At 43.8% G+C, this 19,056-nt stretch carries 17 protein-coding genes; 2 read left to right on the forward strand and 15 right to left on the reverse strand.

What is annotated here, in order from left to right:
- Positions 1–24: 24 nt before the first annotated feature.
- The 11 genes from K6T99_10375 to K6T99_10425 all read right to left on the reverse strand — a co-directional run bounded on the left by K6T99_10375 (position 25) and on the right by K6T99_10425 (position 9,488).
- Complete coding sequence (locus K6T99_10375) at positions 25–1,188, reverse strand: Tad domain-containing protein (protein MCL6520227.1); 1,164 nt, start codon at positions 1,186–1,188, stop codon at positions 25–27.
- Between the two features lie 17 nt (positions 1,189–1,205).
- Entirely contained in the window at positions 1,206–1,667 is a 462-nt protein-coding gene (locus K6T99_10380) for a pilus assembly protein (GenBank protein MCL6520228.1), read from the reverse strand.
- Between the two features lie 54 nt (positions 1,668–1,721).
- Positions 1,722–1,898 carry a Flp family type IVb pilin gene (locus K6T99_10385; GenBank protein ID MCL6520229.1) on the reverse strand — a complete coding sequence of 59 codons (177 nt, stop codon included), beginning with the start codon at positions 1,896–1,898 and terminating at the stop codon, positions 1,722–1,724.
- A 121-nt stretch (positions 1,899–2,019) separates the two neighbouring features.
- Complete coding sequence (locus tag K6T99_10390; GenBank protein MCL6520230.1) at positions 2,020–2,550, reverse strand: A24 family peptidase; 531 nt, start codon at positions 2,548–2,550, stop codon at positions 2,020–2,022.
- A 105-nt stretch (positions 2,551–2,655) separates the two neighbouring features.
- A complete protein-coding gene (locus tag K6T99_10395; GenBank protein MCL6520231.1) occupies positions 2,656–2,826 on the reverse strand; it encodes a Flp family type IVb pilin in 171 nt (56 codons plus the stop codon).
- A 91-nt stretch (positions 2,827–2,917) separates the two neighbouring features.
- The gene (locus K6T99_10400) at positions 2,918–3,781 is read right to left on the reverse strand and encodes a porin family protein (GenBank protein MCL6520232.1); all 864 of its coding nucleotides are present in this window, start codon (positions 3,779–3,781) and stop codon (positions 2,918–2,920) included.
- 432 nt (positions 3,782–4,213) lie between these two features.
- Positions 4,214–4,681, reverse strand: coding sequence for a hypothetical protein (locus K6T99_10405; protein MCL6520233.1), 468 nt, complete (start codon positions 4,679–4,681; stop codon positions 4,214–4,216).
- Between the two features lie 219 nt (positions 4,682–4,900).
- Positions 4,901–5,545, reverse strand: a complete 645-nt coding sequence (locus K6T99_10410; GenBank protein MCL6520234.1) for a hypothetical protein — start codon at positions 5,543–5,545, stop codon at positions 4,901–4,903.
- A gap of 36 nt (positions 5,546–5,581) precedes the next feature.
- Positions 5,582–6,787, reverse strand: coding sequence for a DNA adenine methylase (locus tag K6T99_10415; GenBank protein MCL6520235.1), 1,206 nt, complete (start codon positions 6,785–6,787; stop codon positions 5,582–5,584).
- 6 nt (positions 6,788–6,793) lie between these two features.
- A complete protein-coding gene (locus K6T99_10420) occupies positions 6,794–7,870 on the reverse strand; it encodes a hypothetical protein (GenBank protein ID MCL6520236.1) in 1,077 nt (358 codons plus the stop codon).
- A gap of 7 nt (positions 7,871–7,877) precedes the next feature.
- Positions 7,878–9,488 (reverse strand): D-aminoacylase, encoded by a 1,611-nt coding sequence (locus K6T99_10425; protein MCL6520237.1) that lies wholly within the window; start codon positions 9,486–9,488, stop codon positions 7,878–7,880.
- A 415-nt stretch (positions 9,489–9,903) separates the two neighbouring features.
- Between K6T99_10425 and K6T99_10430 the strand changes: the two genes are divergently transcribed.
- Positions 9,904–10,452: a hypothetical protein gene (locus K6T99_10430; protein ID MCL6520238.1), complete on the forward strand. Its 549-nt coding sequence runs from the start codon at positions 9,904–9,906 to the stop codon at positions 10,450–10,452.
- Positions 10,453–10,534: 82 nt separating this feature from the next.
- Here K6T99_10430 and K6T99_10435 read toward each other — a convergent pair whose 3' ends face one another.
- From K6T99_10435 to K6T99_10445, 3 genes are read right to left on the reverse strand one after another with little or no spacing between them, the layout of a single operon-like run.
- A complete protein-coding gene (locus K6T99_10435; GenBank protein ID MCL6520239.1) occupies positions 10,535–12,424 on the reverse strand; it encodes a hypothetical protein in 1,890 nt (629 codons plus the stop codon).
- A gap of 33 nt (positions 12,425–12,457) precedes the next feature.
- Positions 12,458–13,456, reverse strand: a complete 999-nt coding sequence (locus K6T99_10440; protein ID MCL6520240.1) for a hypothetical protein — start codon at positions 13,454–13,456, stop codon at positions 12,458–12,460.
- Positions 13,457–13,479: 23 nt separating this feature from the next.
- Complete coding sequence (locus tag K6T99_10445) at positions 13,480–14,970, reverse strand: hypothetical protein (GenBank protein MCL6520241.1); 1,491 nt, start codon at positions 14,968–14,970, stop codon at positions 13,480–13,482.
- Between the two features lie 131 nt (positions 14,971–15,101).
- Between K6T99_10445 and K6T99_10450 the strand changes: the two genes are divergently transcribed.
- Positions 15,102–16,514, forward strand: a complete 1,413-nt coding sequence (locus tag K6T99_10450; GenBank protein ID MCL6520242.1) for a sulfatase — start codon at positions 15,102–15,104, stop codon at positions 16,512–16,514.
- Positions 16,515–16,517: 3 nt separating this feature from the next.
- Here K6T99_10450 and K6T99_10455 read toward each other — a convergent pair.
- The coding region (locus K6T99_10455; protein MCL6520243.1) for a beta-N-acetylhexosaminidase at positions 16,518–19,056 on the reverse strand (2,539 nt) is incomplete at its 5' end.

Consider the following 19,056-nt stretch of genomic DNA (forward strand, 5'->3'; position numbering starts at 1 on the left):
TGTTTCATCCTGCTTAACCTCCTCCTAATATATCAAGCGAAGTCTTATCATAGTCCAATTGTTTGAACCTGGTAAACTTGAGCCATCGTTCCAAAGTGGAATAAACTTATCCCCAATAACTGCTCCCTGAATAAATCTTCCTATAATTAATCCTTTATCCTGCCCATCATGGGTTGCTTTCTCAATAAAAAAGCCAATGAATCCAACTATTGTAACTTCCTTTGACCCAGAAATATCGTCAATTCCCTCGAAGTCTAGCAATACCGGTAAAATTATTATTCGCCAAGTATGCGGGTACATTCCTGTTTCTGGGTTGAAATCCGCTGTCCATTCTGCCCAAGCAGTGTCATCGTTAGTGTATACTTCTTCTTTTGCCAATCTGTCCATAATGCCGGTGTAAGTTGCGTTTCCCATTTTTCCTGGCTCCGTTGTGCACGTATTATTTGGCTCCTCTGTAGATAGGCAAACGGTAGGTTTGTCACCGGCAAGTCTCATTCTATAATCTTTTGCGCCCGAATCGGCTTCGTCGAGACGCAGAGAAAGGTAGTTACCCGGTCCTAGAAAGCCACCATTCCATTCTGTGCAGCGAAGTGTTTCCTGAGTACCAAATTTAACGTTAACACTCCCGTCTTCATTAAATATCTCAAGACTCGAAACTCCAATTGGAACTTTCAAAGGACTGCACAGCTCCTTTATCTGTTCTGCTATTGCAGTAGCACTTGCTTCCACTCTCTTTTTGTCGAAGCCGAATATTCGTGCAAAGCCAAAATTAACGAGTACTTCACCCCTCACTCGAATTGCTTCGCCCTCATTTACATTTAAAATTGTGCCATCATCGTATTGAACAGTTGTTGGAAACTCAACGGATATGCCTTCTTCAGGCGGTTCCGAACCGGGAATTAGGATTCGCCAGTTCGTAACCTCATTATTACCCAAAGCAGTTTTAATAGCCGTTTGAGTTGCGGCTGCTTTTCGATCGCTTAAACTTGGCAAATCTGTGCGAACCAAGTCCCAAATGCCGGCGAGTGCGGCGGCGTCACAAGTATTCTGTGCTTTCTGCCTGGCAATAAACAGCTGTCCAACATCTACTGCTAATGCCGCCATTCCAACAATAACAACCATTAAAATTGCAACCAAGATTATGACAATTCCTTTTTCATGTGGTTTTCTTCTAAAGCAGCGCATCATTTTACCCTCCTCCCCGGCTATTCCCTTCTCATCACCATTTCACTTCTGACAGTAATCGAATCTCCACCATCTGCAAGCCATGAGAAGAATTGACCTGTAATCAATTTGTGAGAATACTCGGCGTGAACCCTAACTTGTACATGATATTGAGCTATAGTATCTGGAGGCGTTCCTGGAATCCAATCGCCCCAACTATTGGAACTCGAGTTGTAGACTCTGTAAAAAACGTTAACATTGTTGATTCTTGATGGGTCAAGCGTTAGGGCACTGCCTTTAACCCTATTTACAATGGTAGTTTCATCACTTCGGAGGGCGGCGCTTCTTGCTCCTTCCCTAACTGCTTGATTTAGTGCGAAGTAGTCCTTTATTAGCATGCCAAATTCAATGATTCCTAAAAGCATTGTGAACAGCAAAAGGGCAACTATGGCGAATTCGACCAATGCTGCCCCTTTGTTATCACCTAGCCGCATCATTTTCATATCTTCGTCACCGCCTGTCCCAAGGCTTTTGATGGTGTCTGTACTTTGTTTCCTTTATGGATATTTTGATGCAGTATTGCTTAGTAGAACATTGGTCTTATTTCCTATCTCACCAACAATTGTTATGCATGCAATAGCAATTAGCGCTAGCACGACTCCATATTCAATGAGCACGTGACCATCCTCATCGAAAACAAGGACTTTTGCTTTACTCTTTATTTTGTCCAACATTAGCTTAAGCTCCCTTCTTTAGCGGCAGCAACCAAAAGCTAATTTCTTTGGCATCTGACTACCGTCAAAATGCAATTTTCAGAGCCTATAGGTTGTGCCAAACGCTAAGTATTTTTGATGCTTATCTTCCAAATTGGTAAATAATTGTAAGAATTGTACCAATTGCTATTGCTGGGCTGTAGCGAACTTTTAAGCATTTCGAGCCTCTTGTGAGAACCGCTGGTGCTTTTAGAACTCCGCTGAGAAAAACGCTTTTCGCAATGTTTTTTGTAGTACTGAGTAATTTGCGGTGCATAAGCACCGTTATTATTGCTAGCACACCCCCTACAACTGCCGAGATAAGCACTGCCCAAATTGCCGCTTTGAATCCAAGCAGAGACCCTACAGCCATCATGAGTTTAATGTCGCCGCCGCCAATACCTGCCGCAGGAGCGAATAATAAAAATGGAATAAGGATTATTAAAATTCCACCTATACTGCTGAGAAAACCCATCCACCCATTTGACATTGCGCCAAGCAATATGCCAAGCGCCATGCAAGGTAGTGTTAACTTATTGTATATCTTTCCCAATCGGATGTCTGTGTAAACAGCGGCTCCCAGCATTAAAAGCAATATGGCGACCGGAAGCATTTCTATTACTTTTGCGCTCATATTATCCCAGAACAGTTAAGAAAAAGAGTGTGATTCTGCCCCGCAGAAGCGGGGCAGAATCCGTCCACTTTAATCCAAAATGGTGCTGCTTATTTATAGCAGCGTTTATGGCATTTGTTCTGCGCATTCAGTGAACGTATTTCCTACTTTCGTGCCAAGGCCTTGTATGATCAAAATGCACGCTACGGCAATCAGCGCCAGCATGAGGGCATACTCGACCATTGTCGCACCCTCTTCATCCTTGAGCAGCTCCTTCATCCTCTTAACCATTTTCATTCACCCCCTTTCTGTAAAACGCTAATTCAAACTTTTTGCCTTATCCCACATATTTGCGTTGACGCGCCAGTTCATGCTTTGTTCACCAGCCTTAGAACCTAGCGCCGAGGTTAAATGTTAACCCCTTGAAATCTGACCTTGTGGCATCAGTATATGTTAGCTCTACATGCCTGCCCTTCTTTGATTGGTATCCGAGCCCTAGTCTCCACCCAAAAGTAACCACGTCTAAATTGTCTTCAGTACTGCCTGTGGAACGCTCGTCTTTGACATAAAAAGCTCCTATGCCGGCTTTGAAGTAAGGCGTTCCTTTAAATTGGGCTGATTCTGAAAATTTAACATCCAAAATCAAGGGAACAAGCCTAAAATCACGCCTGCCTTCTACTTCATTTACTGTAAAGCTCCCATCGCCGTGAAAGTATCCGATGCTTAAACCTAACGCTGTATTCCCTTGTTTGCTTAATTGATAGCCAATCTGGACTGCTGGCCACAAGCTGACCGTCTCACTGCGAAGGCTGCTTTCTAGAGGATAGAAAACCCCTATGGAAAAACTCAGTGGATTGACGCCCTTCGGTCCAAGCTCAACTTCCTGATAGCCATCTATTTTATCTCGGTCATTAACAGCAGCATCGCTAACAGCCTCGGCATATGCTCCTACTGTAATGAAAGCACCTTTTTCCTCAAAAACGAACTTCGCCTTTGCGACATAAGGCTCATCCGGTGTGCATTCTGTTACAATAGCTTTCGCTATTACCTTGCTGTTCGGCATCACCATGATGTTAAATACCGTCCCTTTTTTAACTTGCACTGGCAAACCAAGCCACAGAATATTCTCAGATCTATCAACTACAATACCTCTTACTGGCTTGCCTTCCTCTTGTGCACATAATGCGGGCATAACCAAAGACGCCGACAATACCAATAACGCCAAGCAAATTAAATGTCGGTTAAGGTGCATGCCGTTCCTCCTCCTTGTTGACGCAAAAATATAGATGACTGCCAATTATCAATAAAGACATAAATTTTCATTTAACAGAGCACCTAGATTTTTGGGAACAAATAGCCTTCCTAGCCCTTTGTGCTATATTAAAACAACCACACTGAAGTTATTATTTAACTTGAGGTGTTGCAAAAAATATGCCAACCAGCCAATAGCATGCAAGATTTCCAGCAAACTGGTAATTTAAATGGTAAGATACCATATTTTTGTTTTTTTTGTCAAGTTAATTGTTTACAGCTTTCTTGTTTTGAGCGTTAATAATCTACTTACTAATTAAAACTGTGGTTACAGATGAGCGCTGGCACACTGTTTTATCGCTTTCTACCCTTCTATTTCAAAAATTAAACACAACCACTAAAAAAATTAGAAATAGCACCCATAATATTTTTTTTAAGCCGCTTTAGACTGGGGGTTTTCCTTAATTGGCCAGGTGAGGATTATGTGAGACTTGTTTACGATGGCAACCGAGTCATGGGTAGCGTCATTTGGATTATCTATTTGAGTAATCTCTGCATCGGTAAGCACCAAGAATGGCTTATCGGTTCGATTTATATAGTCTGACAGACGTGCGCCAACTGGCATGTGCAAATCGCCTTCAATGTCAAAGCGATCAGTACAGACTCTAACACGGGTTCTCTCAACAGGAACTTTGTTTATTGCTATGTACACTGGACATGAAGCACAGTTATCCCTATGCTTTGTGCAACAAATCACGCGGTCGAGTTCATAGCAGTTTTTCCTCTGCTGAAAAGCTGGACATGAAATATAGTCTGACCTACTGCATCCGGTTACTTCCCAGCAAGTGGTAAATACAGAATTATTTTTCTCATCACATTTGATTTTATTTTCTTCTGCCAACGTTAATTACCTCCAAAATTGCTTGTGCCAATCAGCGAAGGAATGTACTGGTATTTCTACTGGTATATCTAATAGAAGTATCGGCATTATGCGATAATTCCTTTATTCCGTAAGACACAATACTTTTGTGCCTTGCCTAATATCTGCCACAAAAACTTTCAAGGGAGAGCAACTTCCTTAGCTCTCCCTTGAAAAATCCAATTTTGCGCTGATTTCTCTTTAAAATGAAGCGCTCAGAAAGGCACCATAATAAAGATCGTTTCTTATCGAAGAGACTTTAAATTTCAGCGGGCCTGCTATACTGTAAATCGCAGCCCAATTAAACTCTTCGGTATCATACTCCGCGGCGATTCGGAGACCAATGGGCAAGGTTCCCTCAACGCCGAAGAATACACCGCCAAGGCTTCCGGTGCCTACGCCGCCGTGAACTTTCATATCTTGGAATATAAGAGGAATGCCCCCAGTAATGGGCACTGTCTTGGAAACGGCCGCATAGAATGATTGGCCGTCGTAGGGAAGCCCAAGCCCTTCTGTTTCATCAGAAATATCCCTTACTCCGATTGCTATGGCTGGTGTAAACGATGTTTCTGGGATTACACACACTTGTGCACTCAAAGCATCCGTTTCTTCTGTTGAGGGAAAATCTTGGAACCTTGCACCCTCAACCTCAAATCGAGACATGCCAATACTCGCCCAGTAAATTTTTTGGTCGTCACCCTCAGCACTTGCAGCATATTCAGCTTTTATGCCAGTGCTTATGGTACTGCCTGTAGGTATTAAGATCAACCTATCAGCGCTGGCATAGCTAATTACCATTAAACATCCCAAGACTAACAAAAGCAAGCAAAGCATGGCTTTTTTCATAATGTACTCCTTTCCGCTAATTTTGTAGTTGGAAGTCTAGCTTACCATATTTTGATTATTTATATGTTCGTCAAGAACTTTTTGTTTTACCTCTTTTATATTTGAAGGGTTTCCAGGCTTAGAAGTATTTACAATGGCGACGAACTCGACATTATGCGATCTTGGCGAAGGACGCTGGCTACTTACGCGGTACCGCTTATATCTTTGTGTCACGACAGAGAGTTCACCCCTTGCAGCAAGAAGCTCAAGAAGGGAATCAAAAGGAATTATGCCATCGGTACTATAGCTTACCAGTATGAAACGTGCTTTTGTTCTATTAACTAAGTCTGAAAATGCTGGAAGTGCAGAACAGCGGTAGCAGTATGGACTGCGTCGTACAGTACGCCAATCTTCGCGAATTGCCGCTTTGCCATTACCACTACGCCCAAATTGGAAAATTGGGGTGACTTTCGGCTTATCCCAGAGGGCTATGGTATTTAAAAGGTGGTAATTAGCACCATATTGGTGCTGGTTATATGGAGGATCTAGATAGGCTATATCAGCTTCAATCTTGTCACATAGAACATTGGCATCCTCTTGAAAGATAAGATTTTGGCAACCGTTATCCCAAAACAGCGGTGGAGAAAGGGTAAGAGTACTTCGAATGCGATACAGGGCTGTTTTAGTTGCCCCACCCCATCCCCTATGGAAACCCTTAAAAACTCCTGATGTGTTACTACAATAGGATGCCTGGAATATAAGTGGCGCTAGGAGGACTGCTTCCTCGCCATCTGTGATGATTTTGTTTGCGCGCCATTCGGCAATTTTTTCACGTATGGCATCGATTCTGCGGCCGTTTTCCTGAGTATAAAACATTCTTTCGGTTTCCGGGTCATAATTCTCGTCGTCTTTGGGACAATAATTGCAGGCAATATAACCTTGTATTGGCCGAAGCGAATTCAAAATGCGAATTGCATTCTCAATTCCACCAAGATTCTCGAATGCAGGAGGTTTGTTATGGCCAATGTAACAGTAGTTTATATAAAAGGAATACGGCTCCCAATCATTAGCAATGACTCTAAAGCCAAGTGTCTTTGCAAGCCTTGAGACGACTCCACTTCCAGCAAAGGCATCGTAGAATGTTCCACTTTTAACGCCAGTAGCGTCAATTGCATGTTTTATTAGCCGTATAAGCTTGCGCTTGTTTCCAATGTACGGAATTAACTGGTCTGTTATGTAATTTTCCTGCTCCATGCGTGCCAAGCTGTTCTACTTCTTTGGTAAAGGTGACCATGAAGGCTGATAATTATCACCTTTGCCATTTGTGAGGTTTAAAGGATTGGAACCATCTGCATTTATGCGCCAAATATCTCTGCCTCCGTCTGCGCGAAACAAAACGTACGCAAGATACTTACCATCCGGAGACCAAGCGGGCTCTCGCGCATCACCGGAAACAATAAGTTTGGGCTTTCCACCCGCCACACTGATTGTATAAATGCCCTTACATTTGTCTGGATATCCGTCTCTAAGTGTCCACATTTCGAACGCAATGAGCTTTCCATTCGGAGACCAAGCAGGAGACAACGGACCTTCAGCATTCCCTTTTATTTTCCACAAGTCTTCCGTCAACACTCTTGCGATATCGGCAATCAGAATTCCATTCTCTTGCCCACGTCCGATGAACGTAGCTGCAAGCATTTCTCCTGACGGAGACCATGCGATACCTAAACGCCGGGCGGCAGTAATTCCAAAGGGCTTCTCGTCAAAATTCTCAAGCACTAGTGCCCGTTCACCCTCCTCAGCTTTCATTATAACAGCAAGCTTTTTGTCACGAGGAGACCACAATGCCAATGAATATGGTGTATTATCTAAATTCACGCCTGTTGCTACCGCTGGTAGAACTTGTTGTTCTGTTCCCCCATAACGTCGAAGTGTGAAAACCCTGCCGCTGGAAATATATGCTAGCGTCGAACCATCAGTACTCCATTGTACCGAGTCTTTTGTACCGGTGGCCACTGTAAGTTGTTTTGTATAGCTTCCATCCCATGCAGAGACAAATACCTGATAAATATTCTCCCGCCGGTCAGAAATAGAAGCAATTTCTTTACCATCCGGTGACCATACAGGTAGGCGATCGTTTGCTTGATCATTGGTTACCTGGCGCTTATCGGAACCATCGGATTTCATTGTCCAGATATCTATGTTCCCACCAACGTCGGAAACGTAGGCAATCCGAACTTCATCCGGGCTTTTCAGAAAAAAGGTACTACCCTGTTTTAGCAAAAAAAGCCCCAACGCACCGAGTACCGCCACAGATGCCAAAAAAAGGATTATACCTCGGTTCATTATTTATTCACCTATCCCTTCCACGTCTTATAACCCGGCCTGCGCCAAGACCACTATCCACTATTCGGCCGTTATCAACGCAAACCTTACCATTGACAACCACATATTTTATACCGATTGCCGGCGTGAGCGGTTCCTTAAATGTTGCAGTATCCAAAATCGTTTCAGCATCGAATATCGTTATGTCAGCCCAAAAACCTTCAGCAATTGTGCCCCGATTGGCAAGGCCTAGCCTTTGTGCTGTCAAGCCTGTCATCTTAGCCACTGCCTGTTCAAGCGTAAGCACCTTCTCCTCGCGTACATATTTACCAAGAACCCTCGCGAAAGTGCCGAAAGCCCTTGGATGAGGTTTCCCCCGGCTTAGAGGCCCGGTTGTTGCCCGTGCTGTTGCATCTGAGCCTATCAAGACTGCTGGGTGTGCCATTACTCTCTTAACATCATCCTCACTTATTACGAAGTGTACCATGCCAATGTGGCCATTTTCACTGAGCATTAGGTCAATTGCAATATCAACTGGATGTTTCCCCTGCTCTTGCGCAATCTCAGCGATGCTTCGACCTTCGAAGTGTTTGTTGCATTCCTTTCGGACACTGCTAATTACAACTGCTTCCCAGCCGCACAAATCCTTTATCCAACCCGAATCTGTATTGCTTAACATTTCGTCACGAATTTTGCTTCTCTCATCGGCATCTCTTAGTCTTTCTGTTAGGCTTCGGTTGCCACCCGCATATGCCCACTTTGGGAACATGATTCCTAGTCCTGTAGAGGTAGCTACATAAGGATACTGGTCCGCCCAAACATCCAAGCCTTCAGCACGTGCTTTATCAATCAACGCAAGGCTTTCGTTGACCAATCCCCAATTTGGCATCCCGCAGGCTTTATGGTGCGAGATTTGCACGCCCACACCTGCTTCCTTTCCTATTGTGATAGCTTCTTCAACGGCTTCGCAAAGTCTTTCACTTTCATTCCTTATATGACTAGCATAGAACCCTCCAAATGGAGCTACTCCCTTGCATATTTCTATCAATTCTTCAGTATCGCCATAGCAACTTGGTGGGTAAATCAACCCGCTTGACAATCCAAATGCGCCTGCTATCATTGATTCTTCAACTAATCGGCGCATTTCAGAAATTTCACTAGGCGTAGCTGTACGGTCATCATTACCCATCACTACACTGCGCAGAGTTCCATTCCCTACAAGAGTTATGCAATTAACTGCCATTTGAATTGATTCTAGAACATTAAAGTACTCATCCAAGCTCCGCCATGTCAGGTTAATCCCATATTCAGCTAACCATTTGCTAGCCTCTTCGAGATTTTGCTTGCCGCCCCTTGGAGCAGCCGAGTCTCCGCAGTTGCCCGAAACTTCAGTAGTAACTCCCTGAGTAAGTTTACTCTCACACGTTGGATTGGCGATAACAAGCTCGTCAGTATGCGAATGAATATCTATAAACCCAGGACTAACAACTAGGCCCTCGGCATCTATCGTCCTTGCCGCATACTCAGTCGTGCTTCCAACAATTGCAATCCTTCCGTCTTTTACAGCTACATCAGCATTAAAACCAGGCCTCCCAGTACCATCAACCACAAAGCCATTTTTTATTACTAAGTCAAACAATGGCATTCTCCTTTCTTGCACACTATCTTATTTATTCTAGACCATTCTTATGATACTTGGAAAGATGCTTTGAGGGCCATTTTCGATGTAGTGTATTTTTTGATATACTGGCAGAGTGAAATACAAAGGGTTAGCTACATTCGGTCAAGAATTATATTATGATTATAGCATCCAGGCTATTGAAAAGTTTGCCAATGTCTCTAGCCTTACTGGTTTGCGAGATAAAATCGCTTCGATTCTTCCTCATAAATCCGAATCAACGCGTTGTCGTATAGCTTTAAAAATTATACAACGCTTTTTTAAATCACCAGACGGCAAATCACCATTTTCTGCATTTCTTAAACTAATTTCACGAATGAAAAATGATTCTATTAGGCAAGACCTTTTGTTTTGGAGAACTGCCAGGACCGATTTGTTGATTAGCGCAATTGCATCGGAAATTTTTTATCCATTCTTTGTGCTTCAAAGCCTGCCTGCGAACTATGATGAGCACACATTTCGAATGGATAACATGGCATCTCTCTTCCCCATTGACTCCATTATCACTAGGGACTTGATAATTAAGTACGCAAAGAAGATATGGGGTTTCGAAAGCGAGAAGACGATTACTCTTGCTCTTAGAATTTTGAAGCAGGCGGAGATACTAGACTCGGTCTCAGTTGCTATTGGGAGCCGGCATACTTTAAGCTACTTTCCTCGCCCCCGTATTCCCCACCTGGAGACATTTATTTACTGCTTATACGAAGAACCCCTTTACAGTGGAGCATCTGCAGTTCAGTCATTGGATCGCATCCAAAACGGAGATTTTGCAAAGTTATTCCTCTTGAATCGCCTTCAGATAGATTCCCTCCTTAAAACAGCAGAAAAAGAGGGTTTTATTTGTTTTATAAGCATGCCCGGTAGCCGGCATGTAAAACTTCTTTTTCCAAGCTTAGAAGATCTTGTGGATAAGCTAGTCTCGTAGGGGTGCTGCGAACAACTTGGATTCTTCTATGCAAAATGGCAATTCTTGTTGCCATTTGGAAGCATAGCCGTCAACTGCGCTCTTAGCCATTTGAAATTACAAAAGCCCTTGCATCATCAAGAATATCCAATCTAAATTTGATTGCGCCTCTAAGCTTTTCGAATGATAGAGGAACTAATTTTCCACCTTTTACCTCTTCTAAATGGCAATTTCGAAAGTGAGGTGGCAGGGAAATTGTTAGCTCAACGTTTTTGGCTGAGGTATGCCATGCATATTCATTTTTCGTTTCAAAACCTATGTAATGGTTAGTATTCACTACTACAACTACCAAACTATCTCTTCCACATTGAAGTGCCCGCACCCAAACGTCATTCCCGGAAATAGAAATTGGAATTGGACAACCGATTGAGAGAAATTTAGCTAATGCTTGAACATCCTTGTTTGTGCGACCAACCTCTTCCCAAAGCGGTTTTATATCCGATAGCCCCGTGAACTTTCCTTCCCCAGTTTCGGAAGTCAAGTCAATGAAGTATGCAATTCCCTTAACCCCACATCCTATGGCATAGAATACCATCATGCGCTCTTCCTGCGGTGTTGGTGGACGGTGGCCAAACTTTCGAGCCCCAGCAAGTCCACAAGCCCAGAGAACTGAAACTAGCGGCCTGGGTGTGCACGCATCTCTGGCACAGTCAAGAGCTCTCCATACGTAATCTAGTTGTCTGCCATTCAAGGGCACATATGGATCAGTACAATAAATATCAGCAATCTGGCCATATACAAACCAATTCAAAGGCTTGTAAGTATTGTTTACAAGCAAGAGGTTGGGTGTCCGCGGATCCCTTGCTTTTTGGTAGCGTAATCTCGGCAAAACCTCTGCTTTGGCATTAACACCAAGGCGGTCCATGACTGGCAGATTTTCGGCGCTTGAGAAATCGTGCGCATCCGGCTCATCCTTATTTTGATAAAAAAGAACGCCAGATTGGTTTTCATTCCGTGGTCTACCTTCGCCCACGTTGTATGCGGGGACGTAGTTTAGGCCGGCTTCATCAAGCAAGGGGGAAACGCCTGACGTGAAATAAGTATTTATTCCGTGCGCCTTCGCATCACTTATGCTTTCGGCATCCAAAACGCCGTAGAGGCCAATACAAAAATAATTATCCCATGCACGAACAGGTTGGACCAGCTGCAACCCACCCGGAACCTCAACCTCAATAAGATGATATGAGCCATATTCCCAACTAGGTTTTAGGGCAATCTCTGCCAGCAACAATCCGGATGATTTTGGCCCCTCGGCCCACCTTGCATTCACTTTATATCCATCAAGCTTTACTATCCCTGTCCTGATAGCATTGCCATCTAGCGAACGAATGTACACATACAGCTTGTCTATCTTTGGAGAAAATGAAATAGATTCGATGCGGGCCCTTTTAGCCTTTATTGACACAGGCACTTCAACAATGCCATGTGAACCTGTAATGAACTGAAGGCGGACAATACCTTTTGGAGTGGTTCTAAATCGCACTATACATTCAACCCAGCCGCCGCATTCAACTTCAACCTGCTTAGGCTGATCCCAATTTTTGTCTTCTTTCCAATATGATTCATTTGGAGCCATTAATTTAGGGGATTCTACCTTGTACCAAATTACGCTGCCTGCCTTTTGTGAGTTAGTGACAAGTTTATCGATTGATTTATCATTAATTTTTGACAACCAAATAGTATCCTTTGTTTTCGAATTATTTCGAAGTATTACGTGGACACTTCCCGATGGCTTCATGTGTTTTGGATAAAACTGCTCCTCTTCCGACCATCCTTCACTCCAAATTGTGCCCTCCCATACTTGTGTTTTTGCCCATGGGTTCGCATCTGGGCGCCAATGCGCATCAATTACCTTCCAAGCTGAAACAGGAAGCGCGCTGACAGATACCAATACAATAAGCGTCAAGAATTGCAAACTGATTCGTTTATACATAAATAATCTAATCTCCTCTTTTCATAAAATTGCCTATTTTTGCCATCCCCTCAACTGTTCCTCTGTTATAAATCTAGCTGTGGGATGCTCTGCTGCCCAATCTACCTCTCCAAATCTAATAGTCCCTGATGCGAAGCTGGCGAGAAGCGCACGGCTACCCTTTTCTTTTACGATTTCCACTCCTCCACCCCCACGCCAAAACTCTCTCCCCTTTGAAAAGTTGAAAGAATCAATCCTACTGCCCTCAAAGACCCAGCATCTGATTGGCGTTCCCCGAATTGCAGCATTAACAAGAAGGAACCACCTATCATTTCTAATAAGCAAATTGCTTGATTCCAAGCTCCCCTGGGGGTGACCTCCTTCAAGCCTAGGTTCGTATCCATCAGCTGGGCCTATAAGAATAGGACCATGATCCTCCCAATGTATAAGGTCATCAGTACTTGTCAAAGCAATGCAGGATGCACCTCTTCTCGTATTTGCGGTATAACACATCCATATCTTGCCATCATGTTCAAAAACGTGGGGATCACGACAGCTAGATATGCGGTCTTCACGCCAAAACGACCAATCTCTGTCCTTACACGGTGAAATGGGATTACCATCCCAGCGTTCCCATTCAAACAGGTCTTTACTAAACGCCAAGCCAATATTTTGGGAAATATATCTGTTTACTCCCGTGTACGCCATAACAAATAAGCCGCCATAGCGGAAGACAAACGGCGCCCAAACATGCGCTTCCTCCCATGTCCCAGGACGAATAAGCATAACTGGATCATGAACTTCCCAGTTGAAAAAGTCTTCAGTACTTGCGTGGCCGAAATAAATTTCGTTTCCAGGATAGAATGGGGTTCCCTCTTGAAGCCGGCGTTCAATATAGAAGAAATGATAACGCCCATTATTTTCAATCACGCAAAAGTCGGCAACCTTACCGCTTACTGGTCGAAATCCTACGTTTATTATATCAATCTTCGGATGACGGTAAGCTGCCATTCGCATTTCGAATAATCGCTCTTCAAACTCAATATTGTTCATTGCATTCTTCTTTTTTGAAACTCTTAAGAATCTCGCCAAATTGGTTGCAAATTTGGCGTCTTGAACGCATACAATTTCGCATTTCTCAAGTAGAATCGGAGGCGCACATCATGATTGAAGCGCATGAAGTTTCCCCGTGAAAAGAGGGCCTTAGGCTCCACTTTAAAGTTTACGACAGCACGTATGTGATTTCCCTTGACAGGAATGCAATCATCTTTTGTACATCCTTCGATTGGATTAAAGTTCTTATCGGTTACTTCTACTAGAACTTCTCCCCTGCTTGCATCTACATTTAGCAAAATCCAGGTTGGCCCGATGGGTTTCATAGGAATAGTCGTTATGACGCCTTCCTTTTCGCCAGCCTCCCAGCAGACAAATCCATCACGACGAAGGGTTCCGGTACCTAGTGCTCCATATCCCGCCTGGTAGTGTGGTGCCGATGCTCCACCATACCAAAATCGCATTTTATCGCCCTCGGGATGCGGAGGGTTATTGGTTAAGGCAACATGCTTTGAGTCCCAACTTCCCTCTGGACCTCGTTCTAGCAGTGGCTTCCTATCGCCTACTCTCTGCCATTTTTCAAGATCCCGACTAAGGGCAAGCTGTTCGTGGAGCACCATCTCATTTGTATTGAAAACTAGCAGTTGCCCGAGATAAGCATGGCCGTAAGGGATGATGTACATTAAATATAGATGGGTATCCTCTGGGTCATTTTCATCAGCTTCTAGAATGGTTTGCATGGGAGTCCAGTGAAAGAGGTCTCTGCTCTTACTTAACGCTATATGTCTCTTCCATGGGCGTCCCCATCTGCGGCATAAATTCATGTGTTGGTGGGACCGTGTTGTCATGAGGAAACATTTGCTCACTGGATCAATCGACAGCGAGTGACAATCCCCATCTAAAGGAAGTACAGGAGGGTAATGCATGCGCCACCGAAGTCCGTCTTGACTAAAGCAAACTGTAATGCCTTTAGAGTAGATTGGGTCGTCATAAGCGGCAAATAATGTTGCAACCCAACGGTCTTCTGAATCTGGGGTTCCATAAGGCAAAACATTCCACACTTGTTCAGCAAGCACACATGTGTCATGTGTTGCAGAGTGCTCCATAAAACGAACAATGTTATTATCATAAGAATTATCAAAAAGTACCTCGCGGACAGAAGGCTTTTCCCAATGCACGCCATCGGTGCTCACAGCGTAGCAGCATGACGAACCTTGGTTTGCAAACGGAGAGTAGTTAGCACGGTTTACGATGCGGGTGTAAGCATTATACCAACATTTGAATACTTCTTCGATTGGGTCAAAAACAACAACCGCATAGAAGGGATCTTGAAGTGAGTCGACCTTGCCATTTGGTGCCAGTCCTTCCCAAGGTCTATTCGGCACTATTACTGGCTCGGCATGTTTCTCAATAGGACAAAGCCGGCGTGTGGCATTTTCGCTTTTCTCAATTATCTCTTCGTCTGCCATTAGAAAAAGGTCTGCTTCAGCCCATGTGTGCGCTTGGTTGAGCATATTTCCTCCAGAAATCTTTTTATATGCAATTATGATATTCCTAGCATTTCAAGACGTCAAGCGGATGCATTGACGTTGCCACTTACAATATGCCATACTATGATTTAGACATGGGATAGGTGAGGAACGAAATGAAGGATAGATTTACAAGGCGTGAATTTATTACAGCACTTAGCGCGTCGGCAGCAATGGCATTTGCGCCCAGAACCTTTGCCAGAGATAGCAGCAATCGTTTAAATGTGCTTTTGATAACCGCCGATGATATGAATTTTGACTCCCTTGGCGTTACTGGTTGCAAGGTTCCAGATATTACACCCAACCTAGACGCATTAGCCGCGCAAGGTATGCGTTTCACTCAAGCTCATGTGACAAGTGCAATTTGCCAGCCCAGTCGTTCAGCTCTTATGACAGGCAGATTCCCTCATAGAAACGGTGCCTTGGGATTCCAGCCGATCAATGAAAACGTCCCAACGCTTCAGGAATATCTACAAAAAGCTGGTTATTTAAATGGTATTATGGCAAAAATCGAACACCTTACGCCAAAATGGAAATTTTGCTGGGATGTTGAAATACCTGCAAAAGATCTTGGCAATGGTAGGGATCCAGAGGCATACTACGTTAAATCAAAATCTTTTTTTGAACAAGCTAAGGCCGCAGGGAAGCCATTCTTTCTTATGGCAAACTCAATGGACCCTCATAGACCATTTCCTGGCGCGGAATCTGCTTCTAAAGTCAGCAGAACCTACAAATCTAAAGAAATTACCGTCCCCCCATTCCTACCTGGCGACCTTCCTGATGTTAGGAAAGAACTGGCGCAGTATTATACTGCCGTTCATAGATGCGATGAAACAGTTGGTCAAATTCTTAGAGCACTCAAAGAAACCGGTTTCGAAGAAAATACTATTGTTTTCTTTCTAAGCGACAACGGAATTTCCGAACCATTTGCGAAAACAAACTGCTACTACACTAGCACTGCGACGCCCCTTATTGTGCGCTGGCCTGGAAAAATTAAGCCAGGAACAATTAACGATAAAGACCTTGTTTCAGGCGTTGATTTTATGCCAACAGTGCTTGATGCGCTGGCATTAGACCAAGTTGAAGGATTAGATGGTAGGTCATTTGTTTCGTTGCTAGAAGGCAAATATTCTTCGGGATGGGACAAAGTTTTCACTTTTATTACCAGTACCTCCGCCGGCAACATGTTTCCAATGCGATGTGTTCGAACTAAAAACTTCAGCTACATTTTCAACGCCTGGGCGGATGGAAAAACTACATTCAAAAATGAGCCAATGGGCGGTTTGGCATATAAGGCGATGGCGCAATCAAGCAATCAAAAAATTGCTGAGCGTGTTAAGTTTTTTCTTTACCGTACGCCAGAGGAGCTCTACGACCTTCGAAAAGACCCTTGGGAGCAGAGAAACCTTGTCGCCGAAAAGGATTACAAGAATACTCTTTCCAAACTCCGATTGGAATTGCACAAAATGATGGAAAAAACAAAAGATCCCTTACTTGATGTTTTTAAAGCAAAGATTGGTAATGATTAATTCCTAACCTCCGATTCCGGTAATTGCAAATACTACCGGACACGCCTCTGTGTTATTCGATAGGACTTCAATTGCTTGAATTGGCCTTGTTGGATAAGGATTATTCCATTGAATAATACGAAGTGCTATTATTTCCCCCGCACGGGTTTTCCCCCTCCACGCAACCGAAGCATATGGGATTGAACCATGGTCGTTCCATGCAGCGATATTTTCCCCATACACAAGGTCAAGAACCATAGATTCCGTATTCGAGTATCTAAAGACAATTTTCCCGATAGGTGTGCCCTTTTCAGCTGCCCAGCCGGTAGCAATAAGGAAAGCCACACTATCAACAGTTCTAGATAGCGGTATTCGAATCCCGCAAGGCCATGAACCTTTTGGATTCATCGCTCCAGAAAACATAAGCGCCTTGTTTTCTGGTATCTCAAAGCAAATTCCGCACAGTCTGATATTCCCCGTTTTCAACTCTCTGAGATCATGATCCGGCCCATAACCTGTCCATCCACTTTCGTTATCGCTACTTAGCAAGATATTTGCAAACGGTGAAAGATTCACCACAAAGCCATCGCTTGCCGAGTGGTCGGCTTTTTCACGTCTCCAGAGTTTCAGAAACTCTTCTCCCGAAAAATAAGGTAGGTCACTTACTGATGTTTCCCCTGTGTTCCAAGCATACTCGGCTGCTAATATAAACGCATGGTACTGATGGAATTGCTCGTCTAAACATCTCTCATCAACATTAAACCCTGACCAAAGGGTTTGGATAAGACCTTCTGCCCCATCTTTTTTTGCCGAACGGCTGAAATCATGAATGTTATATGGATTATACCAGGTACAAGCAAGCACCTCGTGTCCTTTTTCTTTGAAAAGCCGCACGCTTGGAAAGTCCTCCGAAGTGCAGTAATGCCAATCAGCAATTATGATATCCTTCGGGAGAGCTTCCCGCCGCTCCTTTGCCGCTTCCAATGATTCTGCCATGCCAGCACAAGGAGTTTCACTACTATGCAGCATCATATCTCCCCAAAGCATTGTGCGAATACCTCTTTCGGCGAGATATGCGCGAAGCTTTTCAACATCTTCTAGGAAAAGCTGTGATATAGTTTTTCTCGAACATATCTCATCCCGTGGGAAGCGACCTCTCATAGTGATTTCGTCGTGGCCTATGTGAAAAACCTTTGGCTTGAATACTTCTATTGCCTCGTTGTATATGTCAAACAAGAACTTGTAGCTTTCTGGTTTGCTTGGGCAGTAACCATAAGGATGCTCAGGGTCTTCCGCAAGGTTTAGGTTAGAATTATTTGCGAACATCCATTCAGAATGGCCAAGCGATTGAACTAGCGGAACCACCTCCATATGGTGCATTCTTGCATATTCTACGACCTCTTTTACATCTGCCTTGCTTGCACCATATGAAACCCAAATTTCTGGGTGACTTTCCCACTTCACGTAGTCTGTTTGGAAGATGAGATAATTCATTTTATGACGGGCGAAAATACGCCTTATCAGCTTTTTAATAAATGGCTTTCCCTGGCCTCCCATAAAAATATGCGCTCCGCGAATCTTCATCGTAGGCCAATCACGAACAATTGCGCCATGGACAGCTGCCCCAGTTACAGTGGGTTTCAGAAGTTGAAGTAAGGTCTGAACACCATAAAATGTCCCGCGAGTGTCTTTTCCGGCAATTACAATAAACTGGGGACAAGATTTAAGCGCATATCCTTCATCATAGTTTGGAACTTCCAAGCCAGTTTCTTTACAAAGATATGCTACCGCTGGATTACGCGCAGGCTCTCCTATGCAAATGATTTTTGTCCCCGGCTTCATTTCAGATGGAGTCGTTACTGGAAGCGTGACGCCGTATATGTCATTCAATTCCTCATTCAATATTTCTGCATTCAGGCGGTCATCAGCAGTGGGATTGTCTGGCAAGACAAACGCTACATTGTCTTCAATGATAAAATCACGGTCGCTGTATTCAACGTATTTTGGCTCTGGGATTATCTTGATTAAATCTTCCTTTGGAAGTTTGGCATTCTTAACTGTTTTGATTTCAACCGAAGTAGGATTGAGTTCGAAGCATTCTTGCATTTCCCTTGGAACGAACTTAAAGTTTGTAACTACATGGTATTCTTTACCATAAACAATCTTTTCCGGGGGATGTCCCATACCACACCAGAATATCGGCGCCTCACGTGCCCACACTTGCGGGTCACGTCGTGCATCGAAAATAATTAACCCTGAGCAGTCGCCAGAAACTGATATTTCTATATCTGCAAGCCGTGTTTCGAACTTTAATCGGTTAAATGGCGGCACCAGCATTGATTCAAAATGGTCAGCCGACTTGGCAGTAAATGGAACAAAACCACTCCTCTGACCTTTTTCAGTTTCCGCTTCGTAGGGGAATCCTGCAATAAGCTGAGCTGGAATATAGCCAACACAATATTCAATCTCTGCAGGCACATCTTGGACTAATTGGCAGGCAAGGTCGATGGTAACTTCATTGGAATCTTTCATTTTTACACAGTAAGTTGCAGAGAAAAATTCG

The organism is Armatimonadota bacterium (genome assembly GCA_023511795.1).
Lineage (GTDB): Bacteria > Armatimonadota > UBA5829 > DTJY01 > DTJY01 > JAIMAU01.